Below are 26,652 nucleotides of genomic sequence, written 5' to 3'. Positions count from 1 at the left end.
ATTACTTCGCCTCGAAAGTGCCTGCAGGAACAAGATCATTAAAATAGTGAGCGAGGAAAGTCGCAAAATTATCTTGTGGTTGAGCCTCTAAACTGTGCTGCTCAAGCAAAGATTTTTTAGCCTCGTTTTCATAGCCTTGCTCGACTTCATCACTTAATGGGTAATGGCTTAAAAATTCATGATAATCATTTGCCAGTTGTTTAACCCACACGCTATGGTCGGTGCCTTTAACCACGACTTCGTTGATCACTCGCCCTGATAAGGTTTTATCTGGATCATCGATAGCTTCAGACCAAGTGCTTAAGGCTGTTTGGTAAGCATGGCTATCATCACCGTCGAGTAGCTTCGCGATTGTGTTTAATTGTCCAAATAACTCGTGCATCCATTGCGTTAAGCTAATGGTCTTACCGTTACGTTGTAATTCAAGCCCAGGTTTACGGCCTTCTAATACTACGGCTTGCAAGTTAGCGGCAATCTCTGCGTCGCCGACGGCATCGGTATCTTCAGATGGCGATAATAAGCAGTACAATAAAAATAGGTCTAGGAAACGTACTTGAGTTGCATCTATCCCAACAGGGCTAAATGGATTAACGTCTAAGGCACGTACTTCAATATACTCAACACCTGCACGTGCTAAAGCTTGTGAAGGTTTCTCGCCTTTTTGGGTGACACGTTTTGCACGGATTGGCGCGTAAAATTCATTTTCAATTTGCAAAATATTACTATTGAGTTGGCGGTATTCACCGTCCACATTGATACCAATTTCTTCAAACTTTTTCGATGGCATTTTAATTGCCGCGCCAACGCCTTCAAGATAATCAGGCAATGAGTTATAGCTAATATTAAGCGTGTCTTGTTCTTTGTTGGTATAGCCTAGATCACTCATGCGCAATGAGGTTGCATAAGGAAGGTATAAGGTCCCTTTACCGGTTTTTTTAAATTCGAAATCGACGTCTTGATCTTTTATAAATGAACTGCATAATGCTGGCGTTGAACCAAATAAATACGGTAACACCCACACTAAACGATGATAGTTACGGATCAGTCCAAAATAAGATTCTGAGATAAAGTCTTCAAAGCTAATATTTTTACTGCAACAAGCGGCACCATTGGTCATCTTGTCATCATACAAACGTTGCCATAAATCTTGCGACACCGAAAAGTTAAAATGAACCCCAGAAATGATCTGCATTAATGCACCATAACGATGGGTTAACCCTTTACGATATAAGGTTTTCATTTTACCGTTATTGGAGCTGCCATATCGTGCGACAGGAATATCACTGACTTCACCTACGTAACATGGCATGCTGACAGGCCACAATTTTTGGCCGTTAAGGTTACGCACACTGTAAGCGTGGGTTTGCGTTAACCCCTCGAGCAAATCATCAATACTGTGACAGACTGGCGTAATAAATTCTAATAAGGCTTCGCTGTAATCAGTGGTAATGCGCGAATGGGTCAGAGCAGAACCGAGCGCTTCTGGGTGTCCATCTTGTGCTAAATGGCCGTTTTCATCAATACGCAATGCTTCACGTTCAATACCACGTAACATGCCCAATAAAGCCTCACGGCCTTGAGTGTCGCTTAAGTGTTCGACTTTTTCATTGAAAGACTTCAATTTACTACTCTCTTTTATGGATTCGCATTGCGAGTAAACAGCTAGACCTGATAATAAACGAGATTATTATTTAACCTGAATCTTGCTTAAAGAAATGGAAATAAATACTTGTCCCGTGTCTTATCTTTCAAACAAGAACGATACAGGTACACAAAGAACAGACATGATTAATTAGTTTAATTGTTTTGTGATGTCGATTATATTTGCAAAGTATTTATTCCTCAGTGGCAGCAGTAATTGCTCAATGATGGTACTCAAAAACGGTAACTTGATGTTCGAATGACAACTAGCGAAATCATGAACATTGTCGTAAGTTTTCATATGTTATGTTACCGTGATTTCAAAAATTATTATCTTGACTATGCGTCGCTGTTCTACAAAAGTTAAATCTCAAACTTATTCAGTTATACGCGATCTTTAGCCGTCATGCCCCGAGTAATTGTGCCGATTTGCGCCTACTTCATCACTTAAAGGAAAGCCCACAGGCATTGAATTAATTGACTCCACTAGCATAAAAGTGTTCCATAACATCCGTATTCCAAGACGCAAAACCGTTGATGGGATATTACAACGAAGCAAAGTCTCAATGGGTTGGTTCTATAGGTTCAAGCTTCACTTCATCGTCAATCACCTCTGTGAAATTGTCGCCACCAAAGTCACAACAGACAAAGTACATGATACTCAATCTTGACTAATAAGATATATAGTGAAATGGAGAGGGAGCGGATTTATTCGATAAAAGCGTAATGCTCGTCACAATTGAACGTAGAAACATGAAAGAAAGAGCCATCTTATTATGCGATAAGGCCATGCTATTACGGCGCTTTATCATTGAAAAAATAAACGACCAACTGAAGAATATTTTGTTCATCGAACATTCAATACATCGGAGTATGAACAGTTTTATGTTGAATTTAATTAGTGGACTATTGCTTAAAAGATAGTAAGCGACACCTTAAATTAACTGATGTAGAGCGCAATACATTAATGATTGCTCAAGCAGATCTCATATATAGTCTCTTCCTGTATTGCAAGGTTTTACTCATCGATAACAGGGACAGGATTGCTGCCATATATACGGCCTATATATGAAGTTCAAGACTTCTGGCCTCGATGTATTTCGTACATGTTGTCCTTATCAGGTTATCGGTATTGAGTACCACTGAACTCACCAAGTTTTTAATATGCAGGTTTTACATGTTGAGGCGGGATAAGCTTAACTTTATGACCACACTTTTGTTTTTATCGAGCCCAATAATGCGATGTTGCACAAGGCTCAATAGCAACTAAACATGTTGTTTTTTTCGGAAAAACGCTAATATCTGAGTTCGTGTTAACATTTTTTTATTAATTAACCGATCTGGTTCATGCAACAAACCACATGAAAGAATCGTTTTGTTATGTCTAACCCTATTGTTGTAATCTTCATTTTGGTCTTCTCCCATTTTGATTGTTGTAACCACTTCAATCATGGCACATCGATGCCGTAGTGGGAGGAGACCATCACATCAGGTTAATTAATACATAATGCAATCAAGTGATCCGTCCTCTTATTGAACCATTAATTAGCAATCAGCGTTTCCAGTAGGCTAGACACCTTAACTGTTGCATGTCTCGAATTTCGATACGTATAGTTATTTGAGTGATGCTGATCGCAGAAGTTACCCATCAGGATATACAGGAGTAATTACTATACTGTATATTAATCATATAGGTTGTGCGCTATATAATAGTGCGCAATTATATTGTTGACACTTCATGGTGGTTGTATGTGCATATATACCTTAAGAAACTTAATGGAATCATGGTCAATACCTCACTCGGTCATTGATATATTAGTGCGAAATATTTTCAAAGTAGATCTGCAGAAAGGAGATCTACTTGAATTGAAGCATGATCAAACTTATTTGGTCTCTATAGATCATGGTGTTGTTGGTGAGTTTTTTGATTTTGCTAAAGATTACGAAATTTGCGCGAGCTTATTTACTCCAGGCACCGTTATTCCATATAAAAAAATAGATAAATATTTTAAAAATGAAAATATACGATATGAAGCATTGACTGATACATCTGTATTTGTAGTACCAAGAAAAAGTAATGAGTTAGCTTCATTTTCTAGCGAAATGGATATTCTGGTAGATCAGATATATGACTTCTTCATATCCTACTCTCGTGAGCTAGCTCTACTTAGAACAGTACTAAGTGCCGAATATTATATTGAGTTTTTTATATTAATTTACTGTACATCTAACTGTAGCGTAATAGAGAAAAACTTTATTACGGTTGATTTATTGAGCAGAGTGACAGGATGTACCCGACAATATGCTAATAAGGTAGTTTATCGGTTGGAGGTTGAAGGTGTGATTATAAAAAAAGTAGGTAAAATATATATATTAAATAGAGAAATACTATTAGAACGAGTTGATAAGGATCTCTTCCATAGATATTATAAACCATGTTGTATAACCTACTAGTGCTTAAAGAGTATATTATGGAACGTTTTTTGATGAAAGAAATCTATCTGAAATCAGATTTAATTAAAGTCGCCAATGGCTTTCTCTATCAAGACGGGAAGATAAAAAGTTTTTTTAATGGAAGAATATCTATTGAAGAGCTAAATAACATAGTCGTTTCGTCATGTTTCTCAGAAATAAATTACATAGCATTTAAAGAATTAAGTGATGCATCATTAGTTGTAGAGATATATTTTATGTATATCAAGAAAATATTGAATGAGGGTAACTTAAATAATTTAAATCAGTATGAGTCTTTATCTTTGTCTATAGGTGTTGAGCTAGAAAGAACCATAGTAGGGCATATCTTGCATCCTTATCAATACTCATACTTTCCCATTATCAACGGGATATTTAATTTGTATCTTTCGCAATGTAAGCTCTCAAAGAAAAGCTCTAATAATATGTTTAAATAATTTTTATAAGTATAAGATATTTTGAATTTTAATTGACTATGACTAGCTTAATTAAATTACCATTTAACATTTTTTACTATAAGGGAATACCATGAGCAAATTCATATTACATCATTACCAGCCTTCTCCATTTGCTGAAAAAATACGTACAATATTAGGGTTTAAAGGTATATCATATAGAACAGTGACAATACCTATTATCATGCCTAAGCCAGACTTAACCGCACTGACAGGAGGTTATCGTAAGACTCCTGTGTTGCAGCAAGGGGCACATGTATATTGTGATACACGATTAATATCCCGTGTAATAGATAACTATGCCCCTGAGAAAACGCTCTATCCGGATGATCTAGTTGCTAGTGCTAATATCATGGCACAATGGGCCGATCAACATCTCTTTGCTCTTGTAGTTGCTTTGGTTTTTTCGCCAGATGGTTTTGCTGAATTGACGAAAGATATACCAACTCCGGTGGTATCGGCTCTGGTAACAGACCGTGAAGAATTATGGCGAGGAGCGCATACTCCTAAGATAATACTGTCTCAATTACCTATTTATTTACAACAGTTTGAACAGCAGTTACAAAATTGTGGTCCTTATCTTCTTGGCCAACAGCCTACCATTGCTGATTTTTCGGTATATCACTGTCTGTGGTTTATCAATAATAATTCGGTCGTTCGTTCGCATTTATTGCTTTATCCAGCATTATTGAGATGGCTGGATTCTATGACAGCAATCGGGCATGGTAATGCTGAAAATATTACAGGTCAAGAGGCTATTGATGAGGCTAGATTGGGGGAATGGGCGAGCAATGAAGAGTATGAATTTTTGGAGCTAGACGGCTTAAAATATGGTGATTTGGTGACTGTGCAGCCTATCGATTATGGATTAGTTCCGGTTGTCGGTGAGCTAATTCTATCACTAACAGATGAGGTGGCTATTAGACGTAATGATGAGCGTGCTGGGGAAGTTTATGTTCATTTCCCTCGGGTGGGTTACCAAATTGAATTGGCTTCTTAATTCAATCTTTAATTATTAATTTCTATAAATTTAGTTTCGATAATTGCCTATTATTTCTTGCAAGTGAAACAAGTCACGATCATACGTGGGTTGTTTCACTGGTTTTTAATTCCAAATAAGTATGGCATTTGGATCATAATTTAAACGTACTCCCTAGATTGACTGAGATACACAAACTACTTGGATTTGCTTGCCAATATCGATGCAATGGCTCGTTAGACCAAGATTGCCAAGCCGCTTTTGCTCTCATCGTTATGTAAGAGGGCTTCTGGAAATAAAAGATAATGCAGCAATACCGCCACATCAGCTCCAACGAACTGACTGTCGAGCAAATAAGTTTTGTGAGATGTAATTTGGAGATTAAATCCATGTATTGAATTTTAGATGTCTGCATAGGAGATCTTCCTGATTTACTGATAAAAAGCTGCAGAGAACCTAGCCTGACTAGTCTACACATGTTTTAAATATGCTTCGATGCGAATCGAACAACATAAGCGTTCCGTTGGAAAAATTCTTTGAATGATACTCTTTAGGTTTCCAGAGCGAGTGTTGTTGGTTCAATTTACATTGAGGTTGAAAGTTCAACACTTTTGCAGACCCACTGAGGTGTTAATCTTTTAAATCAGTAATGACGGCATCGAGTAATTTCATCAGTTCTTTTATTTGGATTTTATCGATATTACTAAACTTACAGCTCACTTCATTAGGGATTTCAATCGCTTTTGCCTTTAAAGCCAGTCCTGTATGTGTGAGTTTCACTAGTCGTTTACGTTTGTCCTGTTCAACCTTCACTATGTGTAGCAGTGACTTATCAACCATTTTTTTTAAAATTTGTGTCATCGCACTACCATCAATTGACGTTTGTTCTATTAGCTCTGCAATTGTAATGTTGTCTTGTTCCCACAGAGCCATTATTACTACATATTGCGGATAAGTTATATTGATCTCACTTAAAGGCTCTCGATAAGCACGAACGATGCTGTTAGATGCCATATATAAGCGATGGCATAGCTGGTTTTTAAGCTTTAATCGATCAAATTGCATAAGTTACTCCTTAAGTTTATATTTTAGTTTGCATGCAAAGTATTTGCAATAAGTATTTAGCTTCGGTATTATTTTGCATGCAAACTAAATGAATAATACTTGGAGTTCTATATGAACGTGTTACAAAATATCGCCTATACAGCAAAAGTAACAGCAACCGGTGGCCGTGAAGGTGTTGCAAAATCAAACGATGGCCGTTTAGATCTGACATTATCAACTCCTAAAGGATTAGGTGGTGATGATGGGCAAGGTACTAACCCTGAGCAATTATTTGCTGCTGGGTATGCGGCTTGTTTCATAGGAGCACTTAAAGTTGTTGCAGCTCAAGAAAACCGCCGATTACCTAATGACACTTATATTAATTCGGAAGTATCTATTGGTGCTATTGAGGGGGGGTTCGGTATTGCAGTAAAACTCGCAGTATCCTTAGGTGATATGGATAGATTTGACGCCCAGAAAATGGTCGAAACAGCACATAAAATCTGCCCATACTCAAGTGCAACACGCGGCAATATCGATATCACCCTTTCAGTTATTTAATACCTACATATATCTAAGAAGGAAATCTAATTATGCGTTATGTTCTTTTTATTAGCATTCTTATCAATATTTTACTTATTAGCTGTTCGGACTCGGAGCAAATCAGCTCAGTTCAGACTCCAAAGTTTGTTGAAACGAGTGTGCCCATTGATTCAGCTATCACCCAACCGGATGGATATACAGGGCGCTTGGGCGGCGTAGAGGATGTTGAAATTACGATTAAGTTGCTTCGGAGTAGAAATTAATGATGCGAACAACTAAATCGGTCAAGAACAGAGTGTACTTCGGTTTTGTATTGATCTTGGTTATGCTTTTGCTTTTAGTCGCACTAGGGATTACCAAGGTAAACTATATTCGCGAGGATTTAACTGAGATAACTGATATCCACTCGGTAAAGCAACGGTACGCAATTAATTTTCGTGGTAGTGTTCATGATCGAGCTATTGCAATACGAGATGTTACCTTGGCCGAAAGCCCAAGTGCCGTTACTACTCAAAAACAACTAATTATGGAACTACGAAAATTTTACGACGACTCTGAAATGAAAATGGATTTAATGTTCAGTTCTGATATAAATTTTACAAGCAAAGAAAGCGAATTATTAAATAATATAGCTAACATTAAAAAATCTGCATTGCCATTGGCCGACAAGATTATTGTTTTAGCTGAGCAAGGTAAGGTAGAGGAAGCAGCAAATCTTGTTCGAGCTCAAGCTAGTCCCTTATTTGCACGTTGGCTTAAAGCAATCAATCAATTTATTGATTATCAGGAAAAAATTAATCAATCTACCACTATATCAGCCCGAGAGGTTGCTGATAGTTTCCAGTCAACAATGCTTGTCATTTCTGCTCTTGCAGTCGTTATTAGTATAATTATTGCTCGACTCATTGTTAGTAGCCTCTATCGGTCACTTGGTGGAGAGCCTGCACAGGCTGCAATATCTGTGTCGTTTATAGCTGATGGCGATTTGACGAAAATCATCGAGACCAAATATAAGGGGAGTTTGTTATCTTCATTATCATCGATGCGCGATAATCTTGATAAGATTGTATCTAATATTATCCGCGCGGGGCATGATTTATCTAATCAGGCAATTACTGTTGAGGATGGGTCAATTAAAGCCAGTGGGAAAGCTGATGCACAAGCTCAACTTACACAAGACACGCTTGAAAATCTTAGAATTATGAAATCGAAACTGGATGGAATAGCAGGCATCGCTGCTCAGACAGAAGAGAATTCATTACTTACAAGTAATTACTCACAAAATGGTATTATAGCAGTTGGCAAGAGTAGTTCTGAAATGCAGCGTATTACTGATACAGTCGACTCGACCGTGGTTCAAATTCGAAAATTAGAATCAACAACTAAGGAAATAGGGTCGATTGTGAGTGTCATTAGCAGTATCTCTGAGCAAACCAATTTATTAGCCTTAAACGCAGCAATTGAAGCCGCTAGGGCAGGTGAATCCGGTCGCGGTTTTGCAGTAGTTGCGGATGAAGTTAGACAATTAGCTAGACGCACGCAGACTGCGACTGAACAAATTGAGAAAATGATTAGTGAGGTGCAAAATGAGACACAAGCATCTGTCGCAGCAATGGAAACAACCCAGCCTATAGTTGAAAGTGGACGCAGACTAACTGAAGAAACTACAGTGTTACTTAAACAAATAGAGCAGCAAGCTTCAGCATCACTTTCAAATGTTAGAGAGGTTTCACTCGCAACAAAAGGGCAAGTGACTCTTATTAATCAAGTTTCTGATGCTATGTCGACTATCAACAATATGTCCTCTGAATCAATTCAATCATTAAAAGGCAATCTTGGCGCAGCCCAAAAGCTCGCGAAAATTGCCAATGAATTAAATGAGTCAATGAAGTTTTTTACTGTAAAAAATGATTGAATAGATGTTGCAAAAAATTATAAGTGTGCTGAGTTATAAAAGTATATTAATCATTTTTTGTTTACTCTCATACAGATGATAAAATTCATGTTTACTAACAATCCATAAAGGTAACGCTTTCTGAGAGCAAAGCCATTAAAATGCTGATATGGAGCAAGGTTTGATTAATGGTCGGTTAATCAGGGTGAGATCGTGTACGTTTTTAATAATTTGAATACACGATCTGACGTTAACATTTAGCTATGATCTTATACTCCCTTTTTTCGGGAGCTCACCATGCATATAGGCCACTTCAAAGAGACTTTTCAAACCATAACAGACCAACGCCAAGGGGCTAAAGTGACCTACTGCCTTTTTGAAGTTTTGTTTGGTTCTCTATGTGCCGTTATCGCAGGGACTAAAGGCTGGCTTGATATTCGAGAATACATACTTGGACATCATGATTGGTTTAAAAACAACAACCTATTCGTGAGAGGCATTCCTGCTGATGACACTCTAGCTCGTATCATATCAACGATAGTACCAGAACAATTTCATCAGTGTTTTATCCACTGGATGTCATCGATACACACGCTTACCGAAGGCCAAGTGATTGCTATCGACGGAAAAACGCTTCGAGGGTCGTACAATCGTGAAGATAGAGCCAGTACCATACACATGATTAGTGCCTATACTTCATCAAACAAATTAGTACTTGGCCAACTTAAAACAGAACAAAAAAGCAATGAGATAACTGCCATTCCTGAGTTGATAAGGATATTAGATATCAAAGGGGCTTTAGTAACTATCGATGCGATGGCTTGTCAAACAAAGATAGCCCAAACCATTGTGGAACAAGGCGGTGACTATCCGCTTGCCGTTAAAAGTAATCAGGGTAAACGGCGCGAAGCGATAGTAAAAGCCTTCTCTTTCTAACGAGCCCACAAGACAGATAAATCCGTAATTGAACACGGTCATGGGCGAACAGAGTGTCGTCAGCGCTATGTTATTGACAGTACAAACTTAGCAGGTGACTTTTCAAAGTGGAAAGGGCTAAAAAATATCGTTATGCTCGAAAGTTGTCGCCTTGAAAAAGGAAAACCAATCGAGCTTGAGTACCGTTATTACATCAGTTCTAAGGCGCTAAGTGCTGAACAAGCTGCGATAGCCGTTCGAGAACATTGGGGCATAGAATCAATGCACTGGGTGCTTGATGTCAGTATGGGTGAGGATGCATGTCAAATATATAACGCTCATGGGGCCGAAAATCTGTAATGCCTGCGTCATATGAGTTTGAATATGTTACGAGTAGGGTCGACCAAGTTAAGCATTGTTGGAAAACAAAAACGATACATGATGAATACATTAATACTTGAGGCGGTATTAAAGGCTAGCTTTAGCGCCTAGATTAAAATTTAAGCGCTCATGCGGTGGCTCTAGTCAGTTAATATAACTACGGTTAATCGAATGGCTGTTATGCTGGCAACATCCTGAGCATAGTTCCGTATTGCCATTAGATATTTTTACCAGTTAAATGTTAGCTGGAGGAGGGATTGTCGATGTAATTTTATTGCTACTATTTTTGGATTATTCTCTTTCAAGGCAATTTGTTTATAGGCTTTTCAAATCCCTTCTATTTAAAAATAATGCTGATATTAACTCTAAAAATTGATATGTATTTTCAATCAGGGATCTTGTATCATTTTATTATCACTATGGCACGAGATCTAGGCTACAAATCCTTTGTTAAGATGCACTTTATCAATGCCTGGTAATCATTAGTATATTTGGTTAGTTGGTACTTACGTTTAACCTACACCTTATAAAAATAGCCCAAGAAGGGTAATCGAATTTTACTAACCATATTTCTTATACTTAATTTTGAAATTAATGTTATTTTTCATGTCGTATAAAAGGTTTTGTGCATTTAGATGTAAAACACAGTCTTAACAAGAACAATCTATTGCCATTTGAAAGTAAATTTTACAGACTACACTACAGGCACACGAGATCATAAGGTTTCAAATAAATCCATGATTCAAAATAACCGTCTCAACTTCCTTGCTACAAACGCGGTTCTTTGCTCGGTAATAATCTGATTGACCCTGCGGTCTGTTAAACCGTACTCTATAGCTAATTGCTCTAGGTTATTGCCCTTAAACTGACGCCAAATTTGAATGTCACGCAAAGCGTCTTTAAGGCTTTTTCCATTGGGAATATGCATGTCTCGCGTACCTAAATAGGTGGCAAGTGTTTTGGCCAATGCTACTGAATTAGGCACATTATTATCCTCTAGCGTGACACGCATTAGCTCACAAAGGTTTTGCAAGGTTGATGGCCAGCGCTTAAGTAAGTCCTCCCGTTCATCTGGCTTTAGATTTTTTAGGGTATTAAGTGCTTGCTCTAATTCTGCTATTTCGTATTTTAACAAATCCATTTGCTGGTCTCATTGGGTATGTTGAAGTGATGAATGTCCATATTTTTCAATCCTTTGGCATTCTAAATAAATAAATAAAGGAAACTAGATTATTTACAAGTCTTAGTAATGTGTTAGGCCTCTTCACGTTTGTACCAATTCTTAAGGCTTCCGAGTACTTGATAACCCATGTGTTATTCGCCTGAGTGCACTATCAACCCCTTCACCAAGTAGGCGTTTAATACCGCTTCGTTACTATGCCAAATGATCATGTAGTGGCTCATGGTGATCCAAACACCGACAATCTCCCCTTTAATAGTCGCCTTCCGTGCTGACTTATGTTCGATAAAGCCTCTCTGTTTTATGCACTTAGTGCTTTCCTAATTTTGATGAGCTCATCACTAGAAATAATCCTTTGCCCGTGGCACGTTATGCATTGATAGGCTCCAAATAGATCAGGCACTGATGAAACGGTTCTCATCTTACAAGTGGTAGTGTTATCAGCAGGGTAACATTTAGGAATCGGTTATTGGTTTAATCGAATCATAATGTCTAAAAATGTATCCACGTATATTAAACCAGCCTTTAGTATCAACAATAAATACCCAGTGAACTTGGCAAAGGCAAAGGTGACTTTTGGCTCTTGGTGTTGCCCTGTTATTGTTAGAAAATATTTTTGAAGTGGTCAATTTACATGGTGCACTCGCAAAAAAGGAATATAAAATCATAGCTATATGTGAACATTAAATTGTTCATTGAATTGGCTGAAAAACACTAGAGATCTCAGCCTGTGAATAAACCTACACTAAATCGCGCGAAGACTGAGCTTCACGCGATTTTTGTTACGGATTAAATTCATTCTATTTCAATTGTTTAGATAATTTTTCATTGTATATAGAATAGTCTATGTAGCCTTTATATGTGCCTCCATACATACTTTCCTGATCTGGTTTATTTAATGGCCAGCCATTTGCTATCCGCTCAGGTAGATCAGGATTTGCAATGAATGGCCGTCCAAAAGCTATAAGGTCACCAAGTCCTGATTCTATTGTTTCCGCTCCTCTATCTGCTGTATATCGTCCGGCATAAATGATTCGACCGCTGAATATGTTCCTGACTTCACGTCGGAAGTTATCAGGGAGCAAAGGAGCATTCTCCCAATCAGCTTCTGCAATCGAGACGTATGCTACTCCTTCATCTTCTAGGACTCTTATCGCTTCGATATACGTAGTATGAGGGTCATCTTCAACAAGACCAATATATACTCGATCTTCTTCAGTACTTGAAAATAATGGAGAAAAGCGAACACCCAAGCGATCTGGACCAACAATTTCTGATACTGCTTGTACAATTTCACGTAAGAAACGTAATCGATTTTCTAATGACCCACCATACTCATCTTTACGTTCATTTGTACGGCACGATATGAATTGGTTTACTAGATAACCATTGGCACAATGAATCTCAACACCATCAAATCCAGCACTCAACGCATTTTTTGCCGCTTGTGCATATAACTGCACTAGTTCTTTAATTTCTGCATGGCTTAATTCTCGCGGTACTGAAGGTTGTACTAGAGTTCCTTTACCTACACCTGTCTCAATAAATACTTTGACACCTTTTGCTGCAATTGCTGATGGAGCAACTGGGTCTGCATGGTTAGGTTGTAGAGATATATGTGATACTCGGCCCACATGCCAGAGTTGTGCAAAAATGACAGTGCCAGAAGCATGAACAGCATCTGTAACTTTTCGCCAGCCATCTATCTGTTCTTGATTATAAATTCCGGGTGTCCAGGCATATCCTTGACCACGGGGCTCTATTTGGGTTCCTTCTGTAACCATAAATCCAGCACTAGCCCTTTGCTTATAATAAGTAGCCATTAGATCATTTGGGATATTCCCTGGCTGAGAACTACGTGAACGAGTTAAAGCAGGTAAGACAATACGACTATTGAGTTTATAGCGTCCTAGACTAATTGGTTGAAATAAGTTATTGGTCTTCATTTCTATTTTCCTAGTTATGCCTGAACGATTACGTTTGAGGCTATTAAATTATCATTTATGAGTTCTATTAAAAGGTGCATAAATATCCACAATATTAATTAGTTTGTAGTTTACAAACTCTTTAATACCTAAGCCTATAAGTTCTGGATTGTAACCAGATCGGCCTTTGTAGAAGTTGGATGATTGATAAAAACCATTCATGTAGCAATTCTCTAGCAACTTCTATACCTTGCTCTGTGTTGACTATAAATACAGATCCTCCCAAGCCAAACGGAGAGTCATTTGCAATGAAAATAGCTTTATCTTTATCATTAGCTCGGAACAACATAGATACTGGGCCAAAGAATCCCAGTAATAATCCGGATTCTGAGGATAAAAGCTGTTGGTATGGTCTGTTGCACAAACGCGCCTCATGTCGTAGATACCTTCGGGCCAACCTCTGTTGCTGTCGCTCCATAGGATAGTGTTTCGATTCTATCTCTAACCTCATCTGCAGCAGCTATTGATGATAAAGGCGCTAGAGTTGTTTCTGAATTCAAAGGGTCTCCAGCTCTTAACTTTTCTTCGTTATCAATATAGAGTTTTTTAAATTCGTCATAGACCTCATCTGCGATAATCCTTCGTTTCAATGAGATACAGACTCGGCCCGTATTCCAATGGCGGCCAATAACAGCCCTTTTAGTTTTTTTCTAGCTCAGCATCGCGGAGAACGATAAAGGGATCAGCACCGCCTAACTCAATAGTCGATTTTTTTAATGCTTTTCTGCTTGTGAAGCAATAATAGAACCAGCGTCTACAGAGCTAGTTAAAGCAACACTTTGCACTCGATCGTCGTTAATGATGGTTTCAATTTGTCGGTGGGTAGTGAAAATGCTAATATAAATCACTGTTAGTAGACCTGCTTCTAAGAAAATATCTTCGAAAGGCAATACATACAGTGGAACATTTGACAAGTGTCCGATCTGAATATTGTTACCTGCTGTAAGCTGTGGTGCAAGAATACGAGCTACCTGATAGTAAGGGTAATTCCAGAGTTGAGTAGCTAGGATTGTACCTATAGGTTTCTGGAATATGATAGCTTCTCCCTTTGATGGATCCATAACATGTAGTTTTTTTGTAGCAAGTAGTGCTTCTGTATTATTGGCATAAAACTCAAGAATACGATCTAAAATCTTGACCTCTCCGAGTGCCTCTGAGGTATTCTCGCCCATATCTAATGTCAGAAGTTGGGCAAATTTACTAGGTTCTAGCTTAAGCAAGTTAGTGGTTCGTTGAAGGCTCTCGCTTAGTCCTGCAAACGATTGATTTTTCGATACGAGGAAAACATCATGAGACTTAGCAAGAGCCTGATCAATTTGATCGTCAGTAGCATGAGTAAAAGGCTTATGAAGCCTCCCTGTGTAAGGGTTTATAGATGCATATGCCATGTTACTTTTCCAAATATAGCGAATTTAAGCAATCGATTAAAATTATCGGCGTTATCGCCAATTTAACTTTTTGATATTGAAGCAATGAAGCTTCTATTATCTTTCTCTATACAAGTGAGTTAGGTGAAGTCAATTGATAAATAGTTTTTTAAAAACTAACTTCAAGCAAGTTCCGACTTGATTTTAGAAACTCATCTCTAAGCTTGCCGAGTCTGGTTGTATTATGTGTGTTTAATTGAGTTATAATGAAGTCGATATCATCGATATCAAGGTGGTAATCAATAAGACTCGTTGGTAATCCTAAGCTCTCGAAGAATGATCTTGTGAGTTCAATTGCATCATCGATTCGTTGCTCTTCACCACCTTCGGTTATATGCCATACGCGTTTTGCGTACTGCAATAATTTGACTCGTTGATCATCCCGGTATAAATGCATATAAGCAGGAAGTATAATCGCTAGCGCTCGAGCATGGTCGATACCATAAAGATTGGTCAATTCATGCCTGATGCTGTTATAAGCAAACCAACTTTGAGAGAATCTGGTATCTACTAGAGAACGGAACCCTAGAGTAGCTGTCCACATTAAATTTGAATAAGTCTTGTACTCAAATGAATTTTTTAGTATTTGAGGCCCTATTTCTATTAGCGTCTGTAAAATCCCCTCAGCAAAGCGGTCCTGCACTTTAGAATTTATGGGGCTCAAAAAATATTGCTCTATTACATGGATGAAAGAGTCAGCTACACCACTCGCAAGTTGCCGAGTTGATAAATTATAAGTTTTGCTCGGGTCTACAATAGAAAATTTAGGAAAGATATCACTACTTTGAAAAGGAAATTTCCCCTGTGAATTCTTACTTGTTATTACAGCGCTTTGATTCATCTCTGAACCAGTGCTGGGTAGAGTAGGTATGGTACCGAATGGCATAGCTTGACGTATATCTGCACCACGTGTTTCCAGTATTCTCCAAGCATCATCATTATAAACAGATGCAGCGGAAACAAACTTTGTTCCATCGATAACTGATTGGCCTCCAACAGCTAGCAAAAAAGTTATCTTCTCTTTGCGGACAAGGCTAACAGCTTTCATCAAATTTTCGTAGGTTGGACTGGATTCGACACTGGAGAATTCATATATATATCTATATGCAAGAGCTTCTCTTACTTCAGCAATGGTTCTATTTCCTCTAATGCTCTCGGCACCATAAAGAATCAATACCCGAGCTTCTGATGGAACTAATTCACTGAGTTGGTTAATAGTATTTGATCCCCAAATAATGTGAGTTGGATTATAGAAATCAAAATTAGTCATACAGCCCCTAAAATAAAATTAAACCTCTATTTCATGCTCATGAATAAAAGATTAGTTTTTAACCAGACAGGAATTTAAAATTCACAATGACACCTTGTTAATGCATGCACTATACGATTTAGTAGACTTGTCGTCTAGTTTTTTTAATAGTAAAAAATTATTAGTTAAAACCAATTCAGTTAATAACTTTAGAGCAATTATCTAAAAGTTATAGGTACTACTGTTGAGTAAAAATAGGTAATCGCTCAATTAAGCAGTAAAGCTTAATTGAGCTTTCTTATGCGTAACTGTAGGTACCATCTCTCAGAACCGAGTACAAACCTAATTTAAAGCTAAAGACCAAGCAACTAAAAAGGAGGTCATCATGGTCATATTAAACCGTGGGCAACGAAGTGGTGTCAAAAAGCCTTTCCGTCTTGAAGAAATTTGGCGAATTCGTACCAGACTTGAAATTGAGAGCAACTTGATGCAGTTAGCACTGCTCAATTTGGCAATTGATAGCAAACTTAGGGCGAGCGACTTATTACCTTTGAAAGTATGCGATATTTCTTCTCAAGACCGGATATTTAATCGAGTTAAGCATATCCAACAGAAGACTGACATTGAAGTTCAGTTTGAAATCACCTCAAGAACCCAACAAAGTCTGATTAAATGGATCTTGCTTGCATCGTTAAGCGCAAGCGATTTTGTTTTCCCCAGTCCTAGATTAAAGCAACAGTCGATTAGCTATTCATACTATAGATACATTGTTAGGAAATGGGCATCCGATCTGGGATTAGATCCAAACCTATATGGAACTCACTCTATGAGGCGAACCAAGGTGACTCTTGTCTATTCAAAAACAAAGAATATTCGAGCAGTTCAACTTTTACTAGGCCATACAAAGGTAGACAATACGATAAGATATCTTGGTGTTGAATTAGAAGATGCTCTATTACTTTCAGAAAGTACAGATTGCTAATATAAAATGGCCCTACAACCTAGGGCTACTTTATCAGCAAAAGGTAACGGGTTTATTACTGGCAAATCTTTGCCCCAAAGTTTGCTAGCACTTGTTTAGTGAATCGAAAACTGACGAACGAGTTGCCCTAAAAAATCTCATCTATTTGCCTAATGTTTGGCTCTACCGTAAAGCGACTAAAAATGCATGGGTATACAGTCGTATTTAAATTTAGATGCTTTTGAGTGTTTTTAAACTCATTAGTTTGCGCGTTTTTCCAGCCTAAAATCAATAAAACCTTTAAAATTATATAGATACACTTTCCCAAAGTTAGTTAATAGGTTTGTAAAACGCGCATGCGCGTTTTTCCGGATGGTGTATTTGATGAAAAGCTGATAAGTTCTTTGCATACAGATAGTTAACTGTGCGCGTTTTACTGGTCTAATGAGGTAAACGCGCATGCGCACTATACAAACGTTATGTGTTTAAGGATATATGAGTATATTTAATCTTTTTATGATCCTATTTATTCCGATAGGAACATATTTCCTAAACTACTTTAGAAAACGCATGAGTCCATACTCTAAAGCACAAAGGTTTAGCTATTTTATTTTATCTATAAGCATGGGAGCTGGCCCATTTATTTACTTGCGGTCAATTGAAAGTGAAGGTGGGTTAGGTTCTGCATTGGCTGTAATATTGGTTGGTGTCTCATTTTTTTGGTTTTCTATCGTTGGTGGTAGAGAAGCAACACATAACTAATAAATATGGACAAAAAACAGTTGGCTGTTTTCATTCCTCAACATTTTAGCCAACAATTTTTTGCCCATTATTAGGGCGGTTAATCCACAGAGATTTTAATCCGAAACTCACGAATTAGAGCTAAAAATCTAACAAACTTTTGTCCAATTCCAAGTTAAAATGGGCACATTTCTCGTTCACTGTTAAGTGAAAGCTCGGAAGTTCACATCAACTTGAGATAGCGAACAATGTTTCAATTAATGATAGGAAACTTAACTTAATGACAACTGACTTAAACGGTGGCGTTATGGATGCTAAATATGTTGGTATTTCTGAGTATTTTGCTACGGGAGAAGGTGTTACGTATGTAATGGCATCCGGTACAAAGACCCAGATTTATGAGTTTGCTGGGCCTTACTTTTCAATTGGGTTAGCACTTTACTCGTTTGCAGATATAAAAAGCGCATTGATTGAATGTGAGGGTATGGATGAAACTCGCATCATGGATGATAAACGCTTAAGAGCAGCATATATTCTGAAAACTCATTTGCCCAGCGCTGCAAATTTCATCAAACAGTTTGGTTTTGGGACATTCTCGTACAAGTTTCATTACAATTTGAGCTAGTAGATTGGCTCTGTAATGAAATAGCCTCGACAGCATTCATTCACTTTGAATCCAAGTTTTCACTTCTAATTTGCTTTAATAGCAAAGCTTTGCTTTCCTCTGACATTTTGTCGAGCAAGCAGATTAATTCGGCTGAGCTTTCAGATTCACAAAAAAAATAAGCTACAGGCACTTCTAACTCATCAGCTATCGCTTTTAAAGTTGAATAATCAGGGGTGTGCTTACCTTGCTCATATTGGTTCATTCTAGCACTCGCTGTTCCAGGTTCCATTCCTAACAGAATACCTAGCTTCATCTGGCTAATCCCTTTCTTCAGCCGTGCCATTTTGAGCCTAAGCGGAAGTGGATTGATCTTTGTTTGTGACATTGGTTCATTATTGTTATTCCAAAGTAACTTAGATTGTCTTAGTTTTTTTTCTTCAGGTATACTAAGCAATCCTTAGTGTTTTGTTGTTAGTTGTCAAGTTGTGCCCAGATTTTTTCAAAGCAACCTGCAAACACTAAAAAAATGCATTAAGCATCCATAAAAAATAAACGTAACAAATCTTAGCTATTGAAATTGTTAGTAAATTAATCTTTGGTGTAAATATGATTAGCATAAACGAAGTTCTCTTGGATATTTTAAAGGAAAAAAACCTGCAATCATTTTCTGTAAATAAACTAAAAAAAATGTTCATAGAGGTTGTTCCAAGCATTGATAATCGACAACTCAGCCAACTCGTTCACAGAACGCTGAACAAACTCTGTAAAAACGAGTTTGTAGAAAAAGCAACTGATGAAAAAAAAGCATCGTATAAGAAGACCATACACTTCGATGAAAGCAAACTCTGTAAGAGTAAATCTAGAATTAGTCTTGTTGAAACAAAAGCAGAAGATTCAGCTATTAAAAACCAACAATTAAAAGCAACACTTAATCAATATCAAGTTGATTTGCTGGGCTTTATTGGCGAAGCAGAGGAATTCAAAAGAATTTTTAATGAGTATCCAGAAGCTAAAACTGAACTGTACAGTCAATACATGGATGCAAGAAATCAGAGTTCCACAATAATTGGTAAAATAAAAGCCCTGGAGGCTTGTATAAATATGGTCAAGGGTTAATTAGATGCAATTAAGAACTTGGCAAAAACGTTGCGTAAATGAAGCGCTCAGATGCTATGATTTTCAGTCACATTTTATGTGCTTAGCTACACCAGGTGCAGGGAAGACTGTAATGGCTGCTACATTAGCAGCCAGATTAATGGATTTGAAAAAAATCGATTTCATTTTATGCTTCTCACCCTCTATTGAAGTTAATGAGAGCATTAAAATAACATTTACAAAAATATTTAATCGACGGTTTGATGGTCTACTCGGTGCTTTGGGGGGGATCTACACCTATCAATCCATGTCTTCATTTAGCTCTGAATTTTGGCAGCTCCTTAAAAGTAGTAAAGTCCTCATAATTTTGGATGAAGTTCATCACTTGAAAGGCTCAGAGCTTTGCAATGCAAATGCTTGGGGTGAAGAGGTATTACTTAACATACAACATCAAGCAGAATATACCCTAGCATTATCGGGTACTCCATGGCGTTCAGACCAAGCCCCAATTGTTTTATCTCGATTCACCGAACCAGATAATACAATCCACTGTGATTTCGTTTATGGGTTACAAGAGGCTGTGGCCAATGGCGTTTGCAGAAAACCTAACATTGTATTGATTGATAACGATAAAATTGAACTCGGTACGACAAAAGGTTCAAAGGTTTTTAACTCTATAGCTGAACTGTTGACACAAACTAAGTTTAGCTACCAATCATTAATTAATAACACTCAGATAGTTCATTACATCTTGCGCCAATGCGTGCAAAAACTAGATGAATTGAGGTATGAAAACCCTAGGGCTGGTGGTTTGGTTGTGGCGAGTTCTATCCAACATGCTATGGAGCTATATAGAATTCTTAAATCCGATTTCAAACAATCCGCATGTATTGTGACCTCAAACCTAAAAAATACCTCTACGATCATTGATACATACCGTAACAATACTACCCAGTGGATCGTAAGTGTGGGGATGATTTCAGAAGGCACAGATGTACCACGGCTTCAGGTTTGTTGCCATTTAAGTAGAATTCGTACTGAAATGCATTATAGGCAGGTGTTAGGGCGTATTTTAAGAATATCAGATAATGCAAAGCAAGCATGGCTATTTACTCTAGCGGAATCTGCCCTTATCGATTTTGCTAATCGGATTGGTCATGATTTACCGGATTATCCTGTTGTTTTTGCTCAGAACGAAAATCAAAAACTTAATATCGAATTATCTAATACTGAGTGTGATATTGACGTGATAGAAGAGACTAATGTGTTATCTTTGAGTGAAAATAAATCTTTATCTATTTTAAAGCACGCACAAAAACTAACCGACCTTGAAGAAGAGAATCAATTTAATCTAGCACTACTCGGAGGCTATAAAGAAAAATTAATAAACATGATTATCTGATATGTGCAAATTAATATTAAATCAGCGGCGCAATTCTAGGAGCGGACATGCAAAAAGATCTTGTGAGTTTTAATCGATATCCAGACCGAACACTATTTACTTTTGTTAATCTTTTTGCAGGTATCAGATACCCGGTCAACATGATGTTTATGCCTGATAAGACTGTTATCGTGGTTGTTGCAGGTGCTCAATATCGATGCAAGTCGGATCTAGTCATAGTACGAACTGATACCACTTCCGTTAGGGATAAAAAGCTTGAAGACTTAACGTATTCAATCAAAGCAGATCAGCTAAATTTTTATATTCCAGCGATTGTTCACAAGCAACTGATTTCTTATCCTGAGTTTGGCCAACAGAAGTTGATGGATGGTAATGATGACTAATAAACGATAAAAGACAAGGGACTAATCTTGTCTTTTATCAATCTAAATACTATCTATACCAACCATCAGCTAATACTTCAGCCTGTTCAAGTACCAGTTTAATAGCCGCTTCTGCTGCATCTGGTGGGTATTTCCATCTACGCAGTAATCTGCGTATAAGGTTACGCATTCTGGCTCGGACACTATCTCGCTTTTGCCAGTCAACTGTTGCAGACTTACGCAATTGTTGAGTTAACTCAATTGCAAGGCTGCGCAGGTTATCATCACCTAGTTGACAAACCGATTCTTCGTTCTCGATTAATGCACGGTAAAAGGCAATTTCATCGACTGAAAGGTTTAGCTTATCAAGCATCTCAGCATCTTTTTGCATCTCTTTAGCCCATTGAATGAGTTCTTCAATGACCTGTGTCCATTCCAACACCTGAAGAGCAATGTTGAGTTGTAAAACTCAACTATAGATAAAAATGCATAATTGGCTTTAACTGTGTGCTGTTTCAAACACGTCAGTAATGCTATTTTTATAATCTGATACATAACTAAAATGGATAGCACAGTGAAGCATGGCATCTTCTTTTTTTGCATAAAAAATAGATAGATGAAGGTGCGCTTCTAATGGCGCGGTTATAATTGACACATCAAGTAAACCATCATCTACTGTAATGCTATAGGCTTTTTGATGTTTATCTATCCACCGACAAATATAATCCCATGCATTATCTTGAACCTCATACTGGTTATTTGCAGAATAAAAATAGTCTTCAATAATGCTAGTATTTAAAGAAAACATCTGTGGTAATTTAATATCTTTCGGTCGTCCACCCAGAACTGGCACACTGTAATTGCTATTCTCAGCTAGGAGAAGGTTAATAGCCGTATTGGACTAATTAACTGTAATCATTTTAAAAAACCTATGTTAGTTGTAAAGTAATTATTCAACGCCATGTAACGTTAATGGCTAACTCTCAATTTGAAATAGTGGCTCTCAACAATGAAAAAAATTACCTGTTTGCTCTTCTTTATTACTTCAATTAACGCATCAGCGACTGAGGTCATTACCTGCAAAGATGCCATGTCAGTCGGTGGAGAAGCGAAGAGTGCTCTACATCATCTAGCGCAGCAACGAGCGCAACTCGATATTGAAAACTTTGTAGAAAAGCCTTTAATTAAACCATATTTGGATGTTTGGGGCTCGTCAAGCTATCCAGCAGTAATGGCAGAATTAGTAGAAATATATTGGTGTGAAGCAGCCAATACTCCACTTCATGAAGCGTATTATCGCTTCTATGCATCAAATAAACACGTTTTTACACATTAGTTTTATTCAAAATCTCATTAAAGCACCAGCATAATCAACTAGCACACTACCTTTTATCATGATTATTTAGAACTAAATAAAGTCGGTGCTGAAATGTTTAAAACGTTTTGTCGGAACAAAAATTAGGATCACCATCTAAGATACTACTGATATACAAAAACTAGATATACGTGTACGACCATATTAAAGTTTGATAAAAAATTAAGGTTGTCATGAGCGGTAACAACGCAATAGTTTGATAATTTATCTGAGGACCTGGCCTATGCCACATCCATATCAATAGGTATGTTTTACGCTATAGGAATTTGCTTTTTTACGGTAGTTTTTTGTACAGATTTGTAACTAATCACCTTTTCTGATTACATCTTTTAAGAAAAGTTTTCGATATTTTAGCTTTTATATTGCCCATGAGTTTTCCAATATATACCTTACTGTCACGTTTTGGGGCAAAAACGAGTTAGTTTTCTTGACTTGGAAATGGACCGGTTCAACATTTAAATTGAGGGCGTTGAAGAAAATAGCGTGAGTCCTGACATGGATGTCAGGCTAGCTTTCGGGGTACAGGATGTACCATCGGAAGCGTTAGTATTTTCGAATAAGGCCGAGGCTGACTAAAAATAAAGTTAAAAGCTGGATCTACCCCATGGCGACCTTTTCGGTGTTTGAAAATGTTGCGGGGTGGCTGGGTGATCCAAGAGGGAACAGCCGTTGGTTTCCTTTTGGTCTGGTGTGGGCGAAGCGCCACGACGTTAGTGGCCGCAGACCATAACCTAAACAAGCTTTGGGGCAGAAACGAGTTATTAACTTCAGTAAACTGTGATTCCTCTGCTACTGCAAAACAGTCGAATCACCTACAAACTAATGACCAATTTTACTCACCCACCACATACATTGTCTGGCTCGCTACTTTATTCAGAGCCATAGGGCCACATGGTGATACAGATGGTTCACTTAAAGCGGTGAACAGCGCTTCATACGACTCACGTCGCACGGGCAGAAATGAGTTAGTTTCTGAAAATGTGGTTCCAATGACCAGCTGTTGGCATATGTGCAAATATGCTCAGTGAAAACAAATCACCTGACACAGGGGGAGTCCTTGAAGCTGAGCTGACTCTAGATCTGATATTTATAGTTAACAGATACAACAATCGGATTAGTATTAGACAAGTTTATTCATCATCGTCTATTAACGGAAAACCAAAATCAATTTCTACACTTTCAACTAAACTTTCAGCACTTCTACACATACTTGCTGTGAGCGGCTGTAGTTTGTCGGGGTGTTGTTGCATATCATTTGCAAGAAAAGTTAAAAAACTTTCCAAAATAGGATCTTCTTCTGTTGATGTACGAGAAATTAACACGCTAACATTTCCTTTAATTGTGGTAAAGCCTAGGAATACTAGATACTTACATCAGTTACAATGTAATAAAGTTATGAGTAAATGCAAACGGTATACCGAGGCATTTAAAATCCAAGTAGTGAAGCCGTTCGCTGATTTACTAACTACTTTTCCGTCATACAAAAAAATTGGTTAACGACTTAACGGAAAATAACGCTCTGATAAGGCCTAACAAGCATTAGGGCAAAATTATCTTGGATCAAACGTGCATTATCAATAGCTTTAGTTGGGAGTATAAGATTTATCTATCCCAAAATCCTTTCCAGGAAGATCTAGGTTTTTATCAAGCATCACAGCTTTTCTATGCTCTTTTAAAGCAGCAACAGTAAATTTAAAGCAGGCTTCACATAAATCTAAATGATAAGAAGCGCCATCTTCTTTGGAACCATAGCCCCAAATTGCTTTAAGCTCACCAACCTCTTCGTATTTATGGCCAATTAAATCAATCATGACGCTGTTCCCACATACGTCACAAACACGATCGACTACTGTATCAACTAGCTGCATTTGATAGAGTTTCATTAAATACTCTTAGGGATAAGAATTGTTAAACAGCCAGCATTGTACATTACTAAAATGTGTTCAACTAGTTGATCAAAAGGAATTGTCCTCATTAGTTATACCGCATAATGGGGAGCGTACGTGTTCATTATTTCATTGAATAAATGCTGTTTCTTTGGTTTTTATCGACTCTCTATCAGACTGTCGGTGATCAATATCTTGATAATGTTACATTATCAAGAGGGGTTTATTTTGCAAAAGAGAGGCTTGCTTCTTCTTTATTGACTGCTAAAATGACTGTATGTAAAAACAGTGGTTGTAAATATGCGTGTAATACCAATACCAGCCCAAGCAGGGATTACTGGCTTTGAAAGTCCTGCAGCAGAATATGGGCAGCTAGCGATGAGTTTGGATGACTTATTAGTTGAGCATCCAAGTTCAACTTTTCTTGGCATTGCCCAAGGCGAATCGATGCAAGATTTCGGTATTTTTGATGGCGATATTATTATCGTAGATCGCTATGAAACAGCCCGTCATGGCGATGTTATTGTTGCCAATTTTAATGGTGAATTTGTTTGCAAAATTTTAGACACGCATCACCGACTACTGCTGTCATCTAATCAAAAAAATCACCCTGTCACTATTCATGAATATGATGATTTTAGCATAGAAGGGGCTGTCACTCGCTCTATCCGTTGTCATCGACAAAGCCCGCTATTGGTGGTGAAGTAAATGTTTGCCTTGGTTGATGCAAATAGCTTTTATTGCAGTGCCGAGCAGGTATTCAGACCAGATTGGCGTGGTAAACCCATCGTTGTGTTGAGTAATAACGATGGTTGTATTGTAGCGGCTAATCGACAAGCCAAAGAGGCCGGGATCGGAAAGTTTTTACCTTACTTTCAAGTTAAAGAATTATGCGCAAAGCGAGGAGTCATTGTTTGCTCGTCTAACTATGAGCTCTACGCAGACTTATCAAGCAAGATGATGAGTATCATTGGTCGTTTTGCTCCTGAACAACATGTTTATTCTATTGATGAAAGCTTTCTCTCCTTCAAGAATTGTTATCCTGCAATCAAATGCCTTAAGACTCAAGGTCAGTTAATCCGTCGTGCTGTGTGGAAAGAAGCCCGTTTAGCTGTGTGCGTTGGTATCGCTGAAACATTAACTTTAGCCAAAATTGCTAATCATGCAGCTAAAAAGATAGAAGGTTACAAAGGGGTCTGCTTTATAAGTAATGAGCAAGAGCGCTACGCAATCTTAAAACAGTTAAGTGTTGGTGACGTTTGGGGCGTTGGTAGACGAATAAGTAAAAAACTTGAACTGATGAATATCCATACGGCGTTTGACCTAGCATCTATGCCTGCCATGCTGGCAAGAAAGCAGTTTAGTATTGAGTTAGAGAGAACAGTTCGTGAGCTCAACGGCCAAGCTTGCAAAGTATGGGATGAGGCCCGAGCTGATAAAAAACAGATATTCTCAACAAGAAGTGTTGGCGAGCGCATCACTGATTTACCGTCACTTTCACAAGCATTGAGTAAGCATATAGGTATTGCTGCAGCTAAAGCACGTAAGCAAGGTTCAAACTGCAAAACAATGATTCTGTTTGCTGGTAATTCTCCTCACGATGAACGGCCTGTAAGTTACAAAGCCATTGTCCACTTTCCTTGTCCAACGAATTGTACAGTCGAGCTGACTAAAGCAATAACAGAGGTTGAGAATAGGTTATTTCGCGAAGGAGCTAGATACTACAGAGTTGGTGTAGGGTTGATTGATTTAGTTAGTGAGCAATATAGCCAAATTGATTTATTCAATCCGCCAAAGGCGAATCCAGCCATGATGGCGGTGCTAGATATGCTTAATCAACGTTATGGATGCGATACAGTTTTCGTTGCCGCACAAGGTATTGAGCATAAGTGGGCTATGAGAAGGGAGTATTTAACACCTCAATACACTACAAGTTGGGCATCGTTGCCATTTATAAAGTGCTAACACGTTTCTGTCGGGTAGACGACACTTGTTGCCAAGTGCCGCCCCCCTAAGAACCCAGCGTGCAACTTTCACTGCACTAGGCTCAAGCCTCCA

25 protein-coding genes and 4 pseudogenes are annotated in these 26,652 nt (G+C 37.9%); 17 read left to right on the top strand and 12 right to left on the bottom strand.

Annotated features, from left to right (window positions below):
* Window position 1: 1 nt before the first annotated feature.
* Window positions 2-1,639 (bottom strand): glutamate--cysteine ligase, encoded by a 1,638-nt coding sequence (gene gshA, locus AAEY98_RS12220; RefSeq protein ID WP_502959644.1) that lies wholly within the window; start codon window positions 1,637-1,639, stop codon window positions 2-4.
* Window positions 1,640-1,801: 162 nt separating this feature from the next.
* Between gshA and AAEY98_RS12215 the strand changes: the two are divergent.
* From AAEY98_RS12215 to AAEY98_RS12200, 4 genes and pseudogenes are all read left to right on the top strand, one after another.
* Window positions 1,802-2,614 (top strand): annotated as a pseudogene (locus AAEY98_RS12215) (IS982 family transposase); the annotation flags it as partial.
* A gap of 803 nt (window positions 2,615-3,417) precedes the next feature.
* Window positions 3,418-4,095 (top strand): cyclic nucleotide-binding domain-containing protein, encoded by a 678-nt coding sequence (locus AAEY98_RS12210; RefSeq protein ID WP_188926892.1) that lies wholly within the window; start codon window positions 3,418-3,420, stop codon window positions 4,093-4,095.
* A gap of 17 nt (window positions 4,096-4,112) precedes the next feature.
* Window positions 4,113-4,550 carry a hypothetical protein gene (locus AAEY98_RS12205; RefSeq protein ID WP_351017229.1) on the top strand — a complete coding sequence of 146 codons (438 nt, stop codon included), beginning with the start codon at window positions 4,113-4,115 and terminating at the stop codon, window positions 4,548-4,550.
* Window positions 4,551-4,641: 91 nt separating this feature from the next.
* Complete coding sequence (locus AAEY98_RS12200; RefSeq protein WP_188927296.1) at window positions 4,642-5,568, top strand: glutathione S-transferase family protein; 927 nt, start codon at window positions 4,642-4,644, stop codon at window positions 5,566-5,568.
* Between the two features lie 609 nt (window positions 5,569-6,177).
* On the opposite strand, the gene AAEY98_RS12195 is transcribed toward AAEY98_RS12200, so the two are convergent.
* Entirely contained in the window at window positions 6,178-6,612 is a 435-nt protein-coding gene (locus AAEY98_RS12195; RefSeq protein WP_188927297.1) for a MarR family winged helix-turn-helix transcriptional regulator, read from the bottom strand.
* A 111-nt stretch (window positions 6,613-6,723) separates the two neighbouring features.
* On the opposite strand from AAEY98_RS12195, the gene AAEY98_RS12190 reads away from it, so the two are divergent.
* The 3 genes and pseudogenes from AAEY98_RS12190 (at window position 6,724) to AAEY98_RS12180 (ending at window position 10,435) form a co-directional block, all read left to right on the top strand.
* Entirely contained in the window at window positions 6,724-7,152 is a 429-nt protein-coding gene (locus AAEY98_RS12190; RefSeq protein ID WP_351017224.1) for an organic hydroperoxide resistance protein, read from the top strand.
* Between the two features lie 244 nt (window positions 7,153-7,396).
* Complete coding sequence (locus tag AAEY98_RS12185) at window positions 7,397-9,049, top strand: methyl-accepting chemotaxis protein (protein ID WP_351017221.1); 1,653 nt, start codon at window positions 7,397-7,399, stop codon at window positions 9,047-9,049.
* 276 nt (window positions 9,050-9,325) lie between these two features.
* Window positions 9,326-10,435: pseudogene (locus tag AAEY98_RS12180) on the top strand (ISAs1 family transposase).
* Window positions 10,436-11,066: 631 nt separating this feature from the next.
* On the opposite strand, the gene AAEY98_RS12175 reads toward AAEY98_RS12180, so the two are convergent.
* From AAEY98_RS12175 to AAEY98_RS12155, 5 genes and pseudogenes are all read right to left on the bottom strand, one after another.
* Window positions 11,067-11,465: a Mor transcription activator family protein gene (locus AAEY98_RS12175; protein WP_188927250.1), complete on the bottom strand. Its 399-nt coding sequence runs from the start codon at window positions 11,463-11,465 to the stop codon at window positions 11,067-11,069.
* Window positions 11,466-12,304: 839 nt separating this feature from the next.
* Window positions 12,305-13,450, bottom strand: coding sequence for an alkene reductase (locus tag AAEY98_RS12170; protein ID WP_351017218.1), 1,146 nt, complete (start codon window positions 13,448-13,450; stop codon window positions 12,305-12,307).
* Between the two features lie 121 nt (window positions 13,451-13,571).
* Window positions 13,572-13,778, bottom strand: a complete 207-nt coding sequence (locus AAEY98_RS12165; RefSeq protein WP_229780217.1) for a hypothetical protein — start codon at window positions 13,776-13,778, stop codon at window positions 13,572-13,574.
* 82 nt (window positions 13,779-13,860) lie between these two features.
* Window positions 13,861-14,877: pseudogene (locus tag AAEY98_RS12160) on the bottom strand (aldehyde dehydrogenase family protein).
* A gap of 148 nt (window positions 14,878-15,025) precedes the next feature.
* Window positions 15,026-16,186 (bottom strand): iron-containing alcohol dehydrogenase, encoded by a 1,161-nt coding sequence (locus tag AAEY98_RS12155; RefSeq protein WP_351017215.1) that lies wholly within the window; start codon window positions 16,184-16,186, stop codon window positions 15,026-15,028.
* A 364-nt stretch (window positions 16,187-16,550) separates the two neighbouring features.
* Here AAEY98_RS12155 and AAEY98_RS12150 point away from each other — a divergent pair, with 364 nt between their 5' ends.
* The 3 genes from AAEY98_RS12150 to AAEY98_RS12140 all read left to right on the top strand — a co-directional run bounded on the left by AAEY98_RS12150 (window position 16,551) and on the right by AAEY98_RS12140 (window position 18,492).
* On the top strand, window positions 16,551-17,147 hold the full coding sequence (locus tag AAEY98_RS12150; protein ID WP_351017212.1) for a tyrosine-type recombinase/integrase: 597 nt from the start codon (window positions 16,551-16,553) through the stop codon (window positions 17,145-17,147).
* A gap of 474 nt (window positions 17,148-17,621) precedes the next feature.
* Window positions 17,622-17,888 (top strand): hypothetical protein, encoded by a 267-nt coding sequence (locus AAEY98_RS12145; RefSeq protein ID WP_351017209.1) that lies wholly within the window; start codon window positions 17,622-17,624, stop codon window positions 17,886-17,888.
* A 259-nt stretch (window positions 17,889-18,147) separates the two neighbouring features.
* Window positions 18,148-18,492, top strand: coding sequence for a hypothetical protein (locus tag AAEY98_RS12140; protein WP_351017206.1), 345 nt, complete (start codon window positions 18,148-18,150; stop codon window positions 18,490-18,492).
* Window positions 18,493-18,532: 40 nt separating this feature from the next.
* On the opposite strand, the gene AAEY98_RS12135 is transcribed toward AAEY98_RS12140, so the two are convergent.
* Entirely contained in the window at window positions 18,533-18,787 is a 255-nt protein-coding gene (locus AAEY98_RS12135; protein ID WP_432307982.1) for a helix-turn-helix domain-containing protein, read from the bottom strand.
* 293 nt (window positions 18,788-19,080) lie between these two features.
* Between AAEY98_RS12135 and AAEY98_RS12130 the strand changes: the two genes are divergently transcribed.
* From AAEY98_RS12130 to AAEY98_RS12120, 3 genes are read left to right on the top strand one after another with little or no spacing between them, the layout of a single operon-like run.
* Window positions 19,081-19,590 (top strand): VspR family transcription factor, encoded by a 510-nt coding sequence (locus AAEY98_RS12130; RefSeq protein WP_351017200.1) that lies wholly within the window; start codon window positions 19,081-19,083, stop codon window positions 19,588-19,590.
* A 4-nt stretch (window positions 19,591-19,594) separates the two neighbouring features.
* Window positions 19,595-20,971, top strand: coding sequence for a DEAD/DEAH box helicase (locus AAEY98_RS12125; RefSeq protein WP_351017197.1), 1,377 nt, complete (start codon window positions 19,595-19,597; stop codon window positions 20,969-20,971).
* 47 nt (window positions 20,972-21,018) lie between these two features.
* Window positions 21,019-21,354, top strand: a complete 336-nt coding sequence (locus tag AAEY98_RS12120; protein ID WP_351017194.1) for a hypothetical protein — start codon at window positions 21,019-21,021, stop codon at window positions 21,352-21,354.
* A 49-nt stretch (window positions 21,355-21,403) separates the two neighbouring features.
* Here the strand turns inward: AAEY98_RS12120 and AAEY98_RS12115 are convergent.
* Both AAEY98_RS12115 and AAEY98_RS12110 read right to left on the bottom strand, forming a co-directional pair.
* A pseudogene (locus AAEY98_RS12115) lies at window positions 21,404-21,772 on the bottom strand (type I restriction enzyme endonuclease domain-containing protein); the annotation flags it as partial.
* A gap of 60 nt (window positions 21,773-21,832) precedes the next feature.
* Window positions 21,833-22,186, bottom strand: a complete 354-nt coding sequence (locus AAEY98_RS12110; protein ID WP_351017188.1) for a hypothetical protein — start codon at window positions 22,184-22,186, stop codon at window positions 21,833-21,835.
* Between the two features lie 156 nt (window positions 22,187-22,342).
* Here AAEY98_RS12110 and AAEY98_RS12105 point away from each other — a divergent pair, with 156 nt between their 5' ends.
* Both AAEY98_RS12105 and AAEY98_RS12100 read left to right on the top strand, forming a co-directional pair.
* Window positions 22,343-22,669, top strand: a complete 327-nt coding sequence (locus tag AAEY98_RS12105; RefSeq protein WP_351017185.1) for a hypothetical protein — start codon at window positions 22,343-22,345, stop codon at window positions 22,667-22,669.
* A 686-nt stretch (window positions 22,670-23,355) separates the two neighbouring features.
* Window positions 23,356-23,736, top strand: a complete 381-nt coding sequence (locus tag AAEY98_RS12100) for a hypothetical protein (RefSeq protein ID WP_351017182.1) — start codon at window positions 23,356-23,358, stop codon at window positions 23,734-23,736.
* A gap of 102 nt (window positions 23,737-23,838) precedes the next feature.
* Here the strand turns inward: AAEY98_RS12100 and AAEY98_RS12095 are convergent, their stop codons facing one another.
* Window positions 23,839-24,048, bottom strand: coding sequence for a type II toxin-antitoxin system PrlF family antitoxin (locus AAEY98_RS12095; protein WP_351017266.1), 210 nt, complete (start codon window positions 24,046-24,048; stop codon window positions 23,839-23,841).
* 243 nt (window positions 24,049-24,291) lie between these two features.
* Complete coding sequence (locus AAEY98_RS12090; RefSeq protein WP_351017179.1) at window positions 24,292-24,591, bottom strand: hypothetical protein; 300 nt, start codon at window positions 24,589-24,591, stop codon at window positions 24,292-24,294.
* Between the two features lie 303 nt (window positions 24,592-24,894).
* Between AAEY98_RS12090 and AAEY98_RS12085 the strand changes: the two genes are divergently transcribed.
* Entirely contained in the window at window positions 24,895-25,302 is a 408-nt protein-coding gene (locus AAEY98_RS12085; RefSeq protein ID WP_351017176.1) for a LexA family protein, read from the top strand.
* Window positions 25,303-26,559 carry a Y-family DNA polymerase gene (locus AAEY98_RS12080; RefSeq protein ID WP_351017173.1) on the top strand — a complete coding sequence of 419 codons (1,257 nt, stop codon included), beginning with the start codon at window positions 25,303-25,305 and terminating at the stop codon, window positions 26,557-26,559. It begins immediately after the preceding gene.
* Window positions 26,560-26,652 lie beyond the last annotated feature (93 nt).

This window comes from Shewanella sp. AC91-MNA-CIBAN-0169, from assembly GCF_040310165.1.
GTDB lineage: Bacteria > Pseudomonadota > Gammaproteobacteria > Enterobacterales > Shewanellaceae > Shewanella.
The sequence above is the reverse complement of the archived record's forward strand: the minus strand, read 5'-3'. Positions and strand labels throughout refer to the sequence as shown.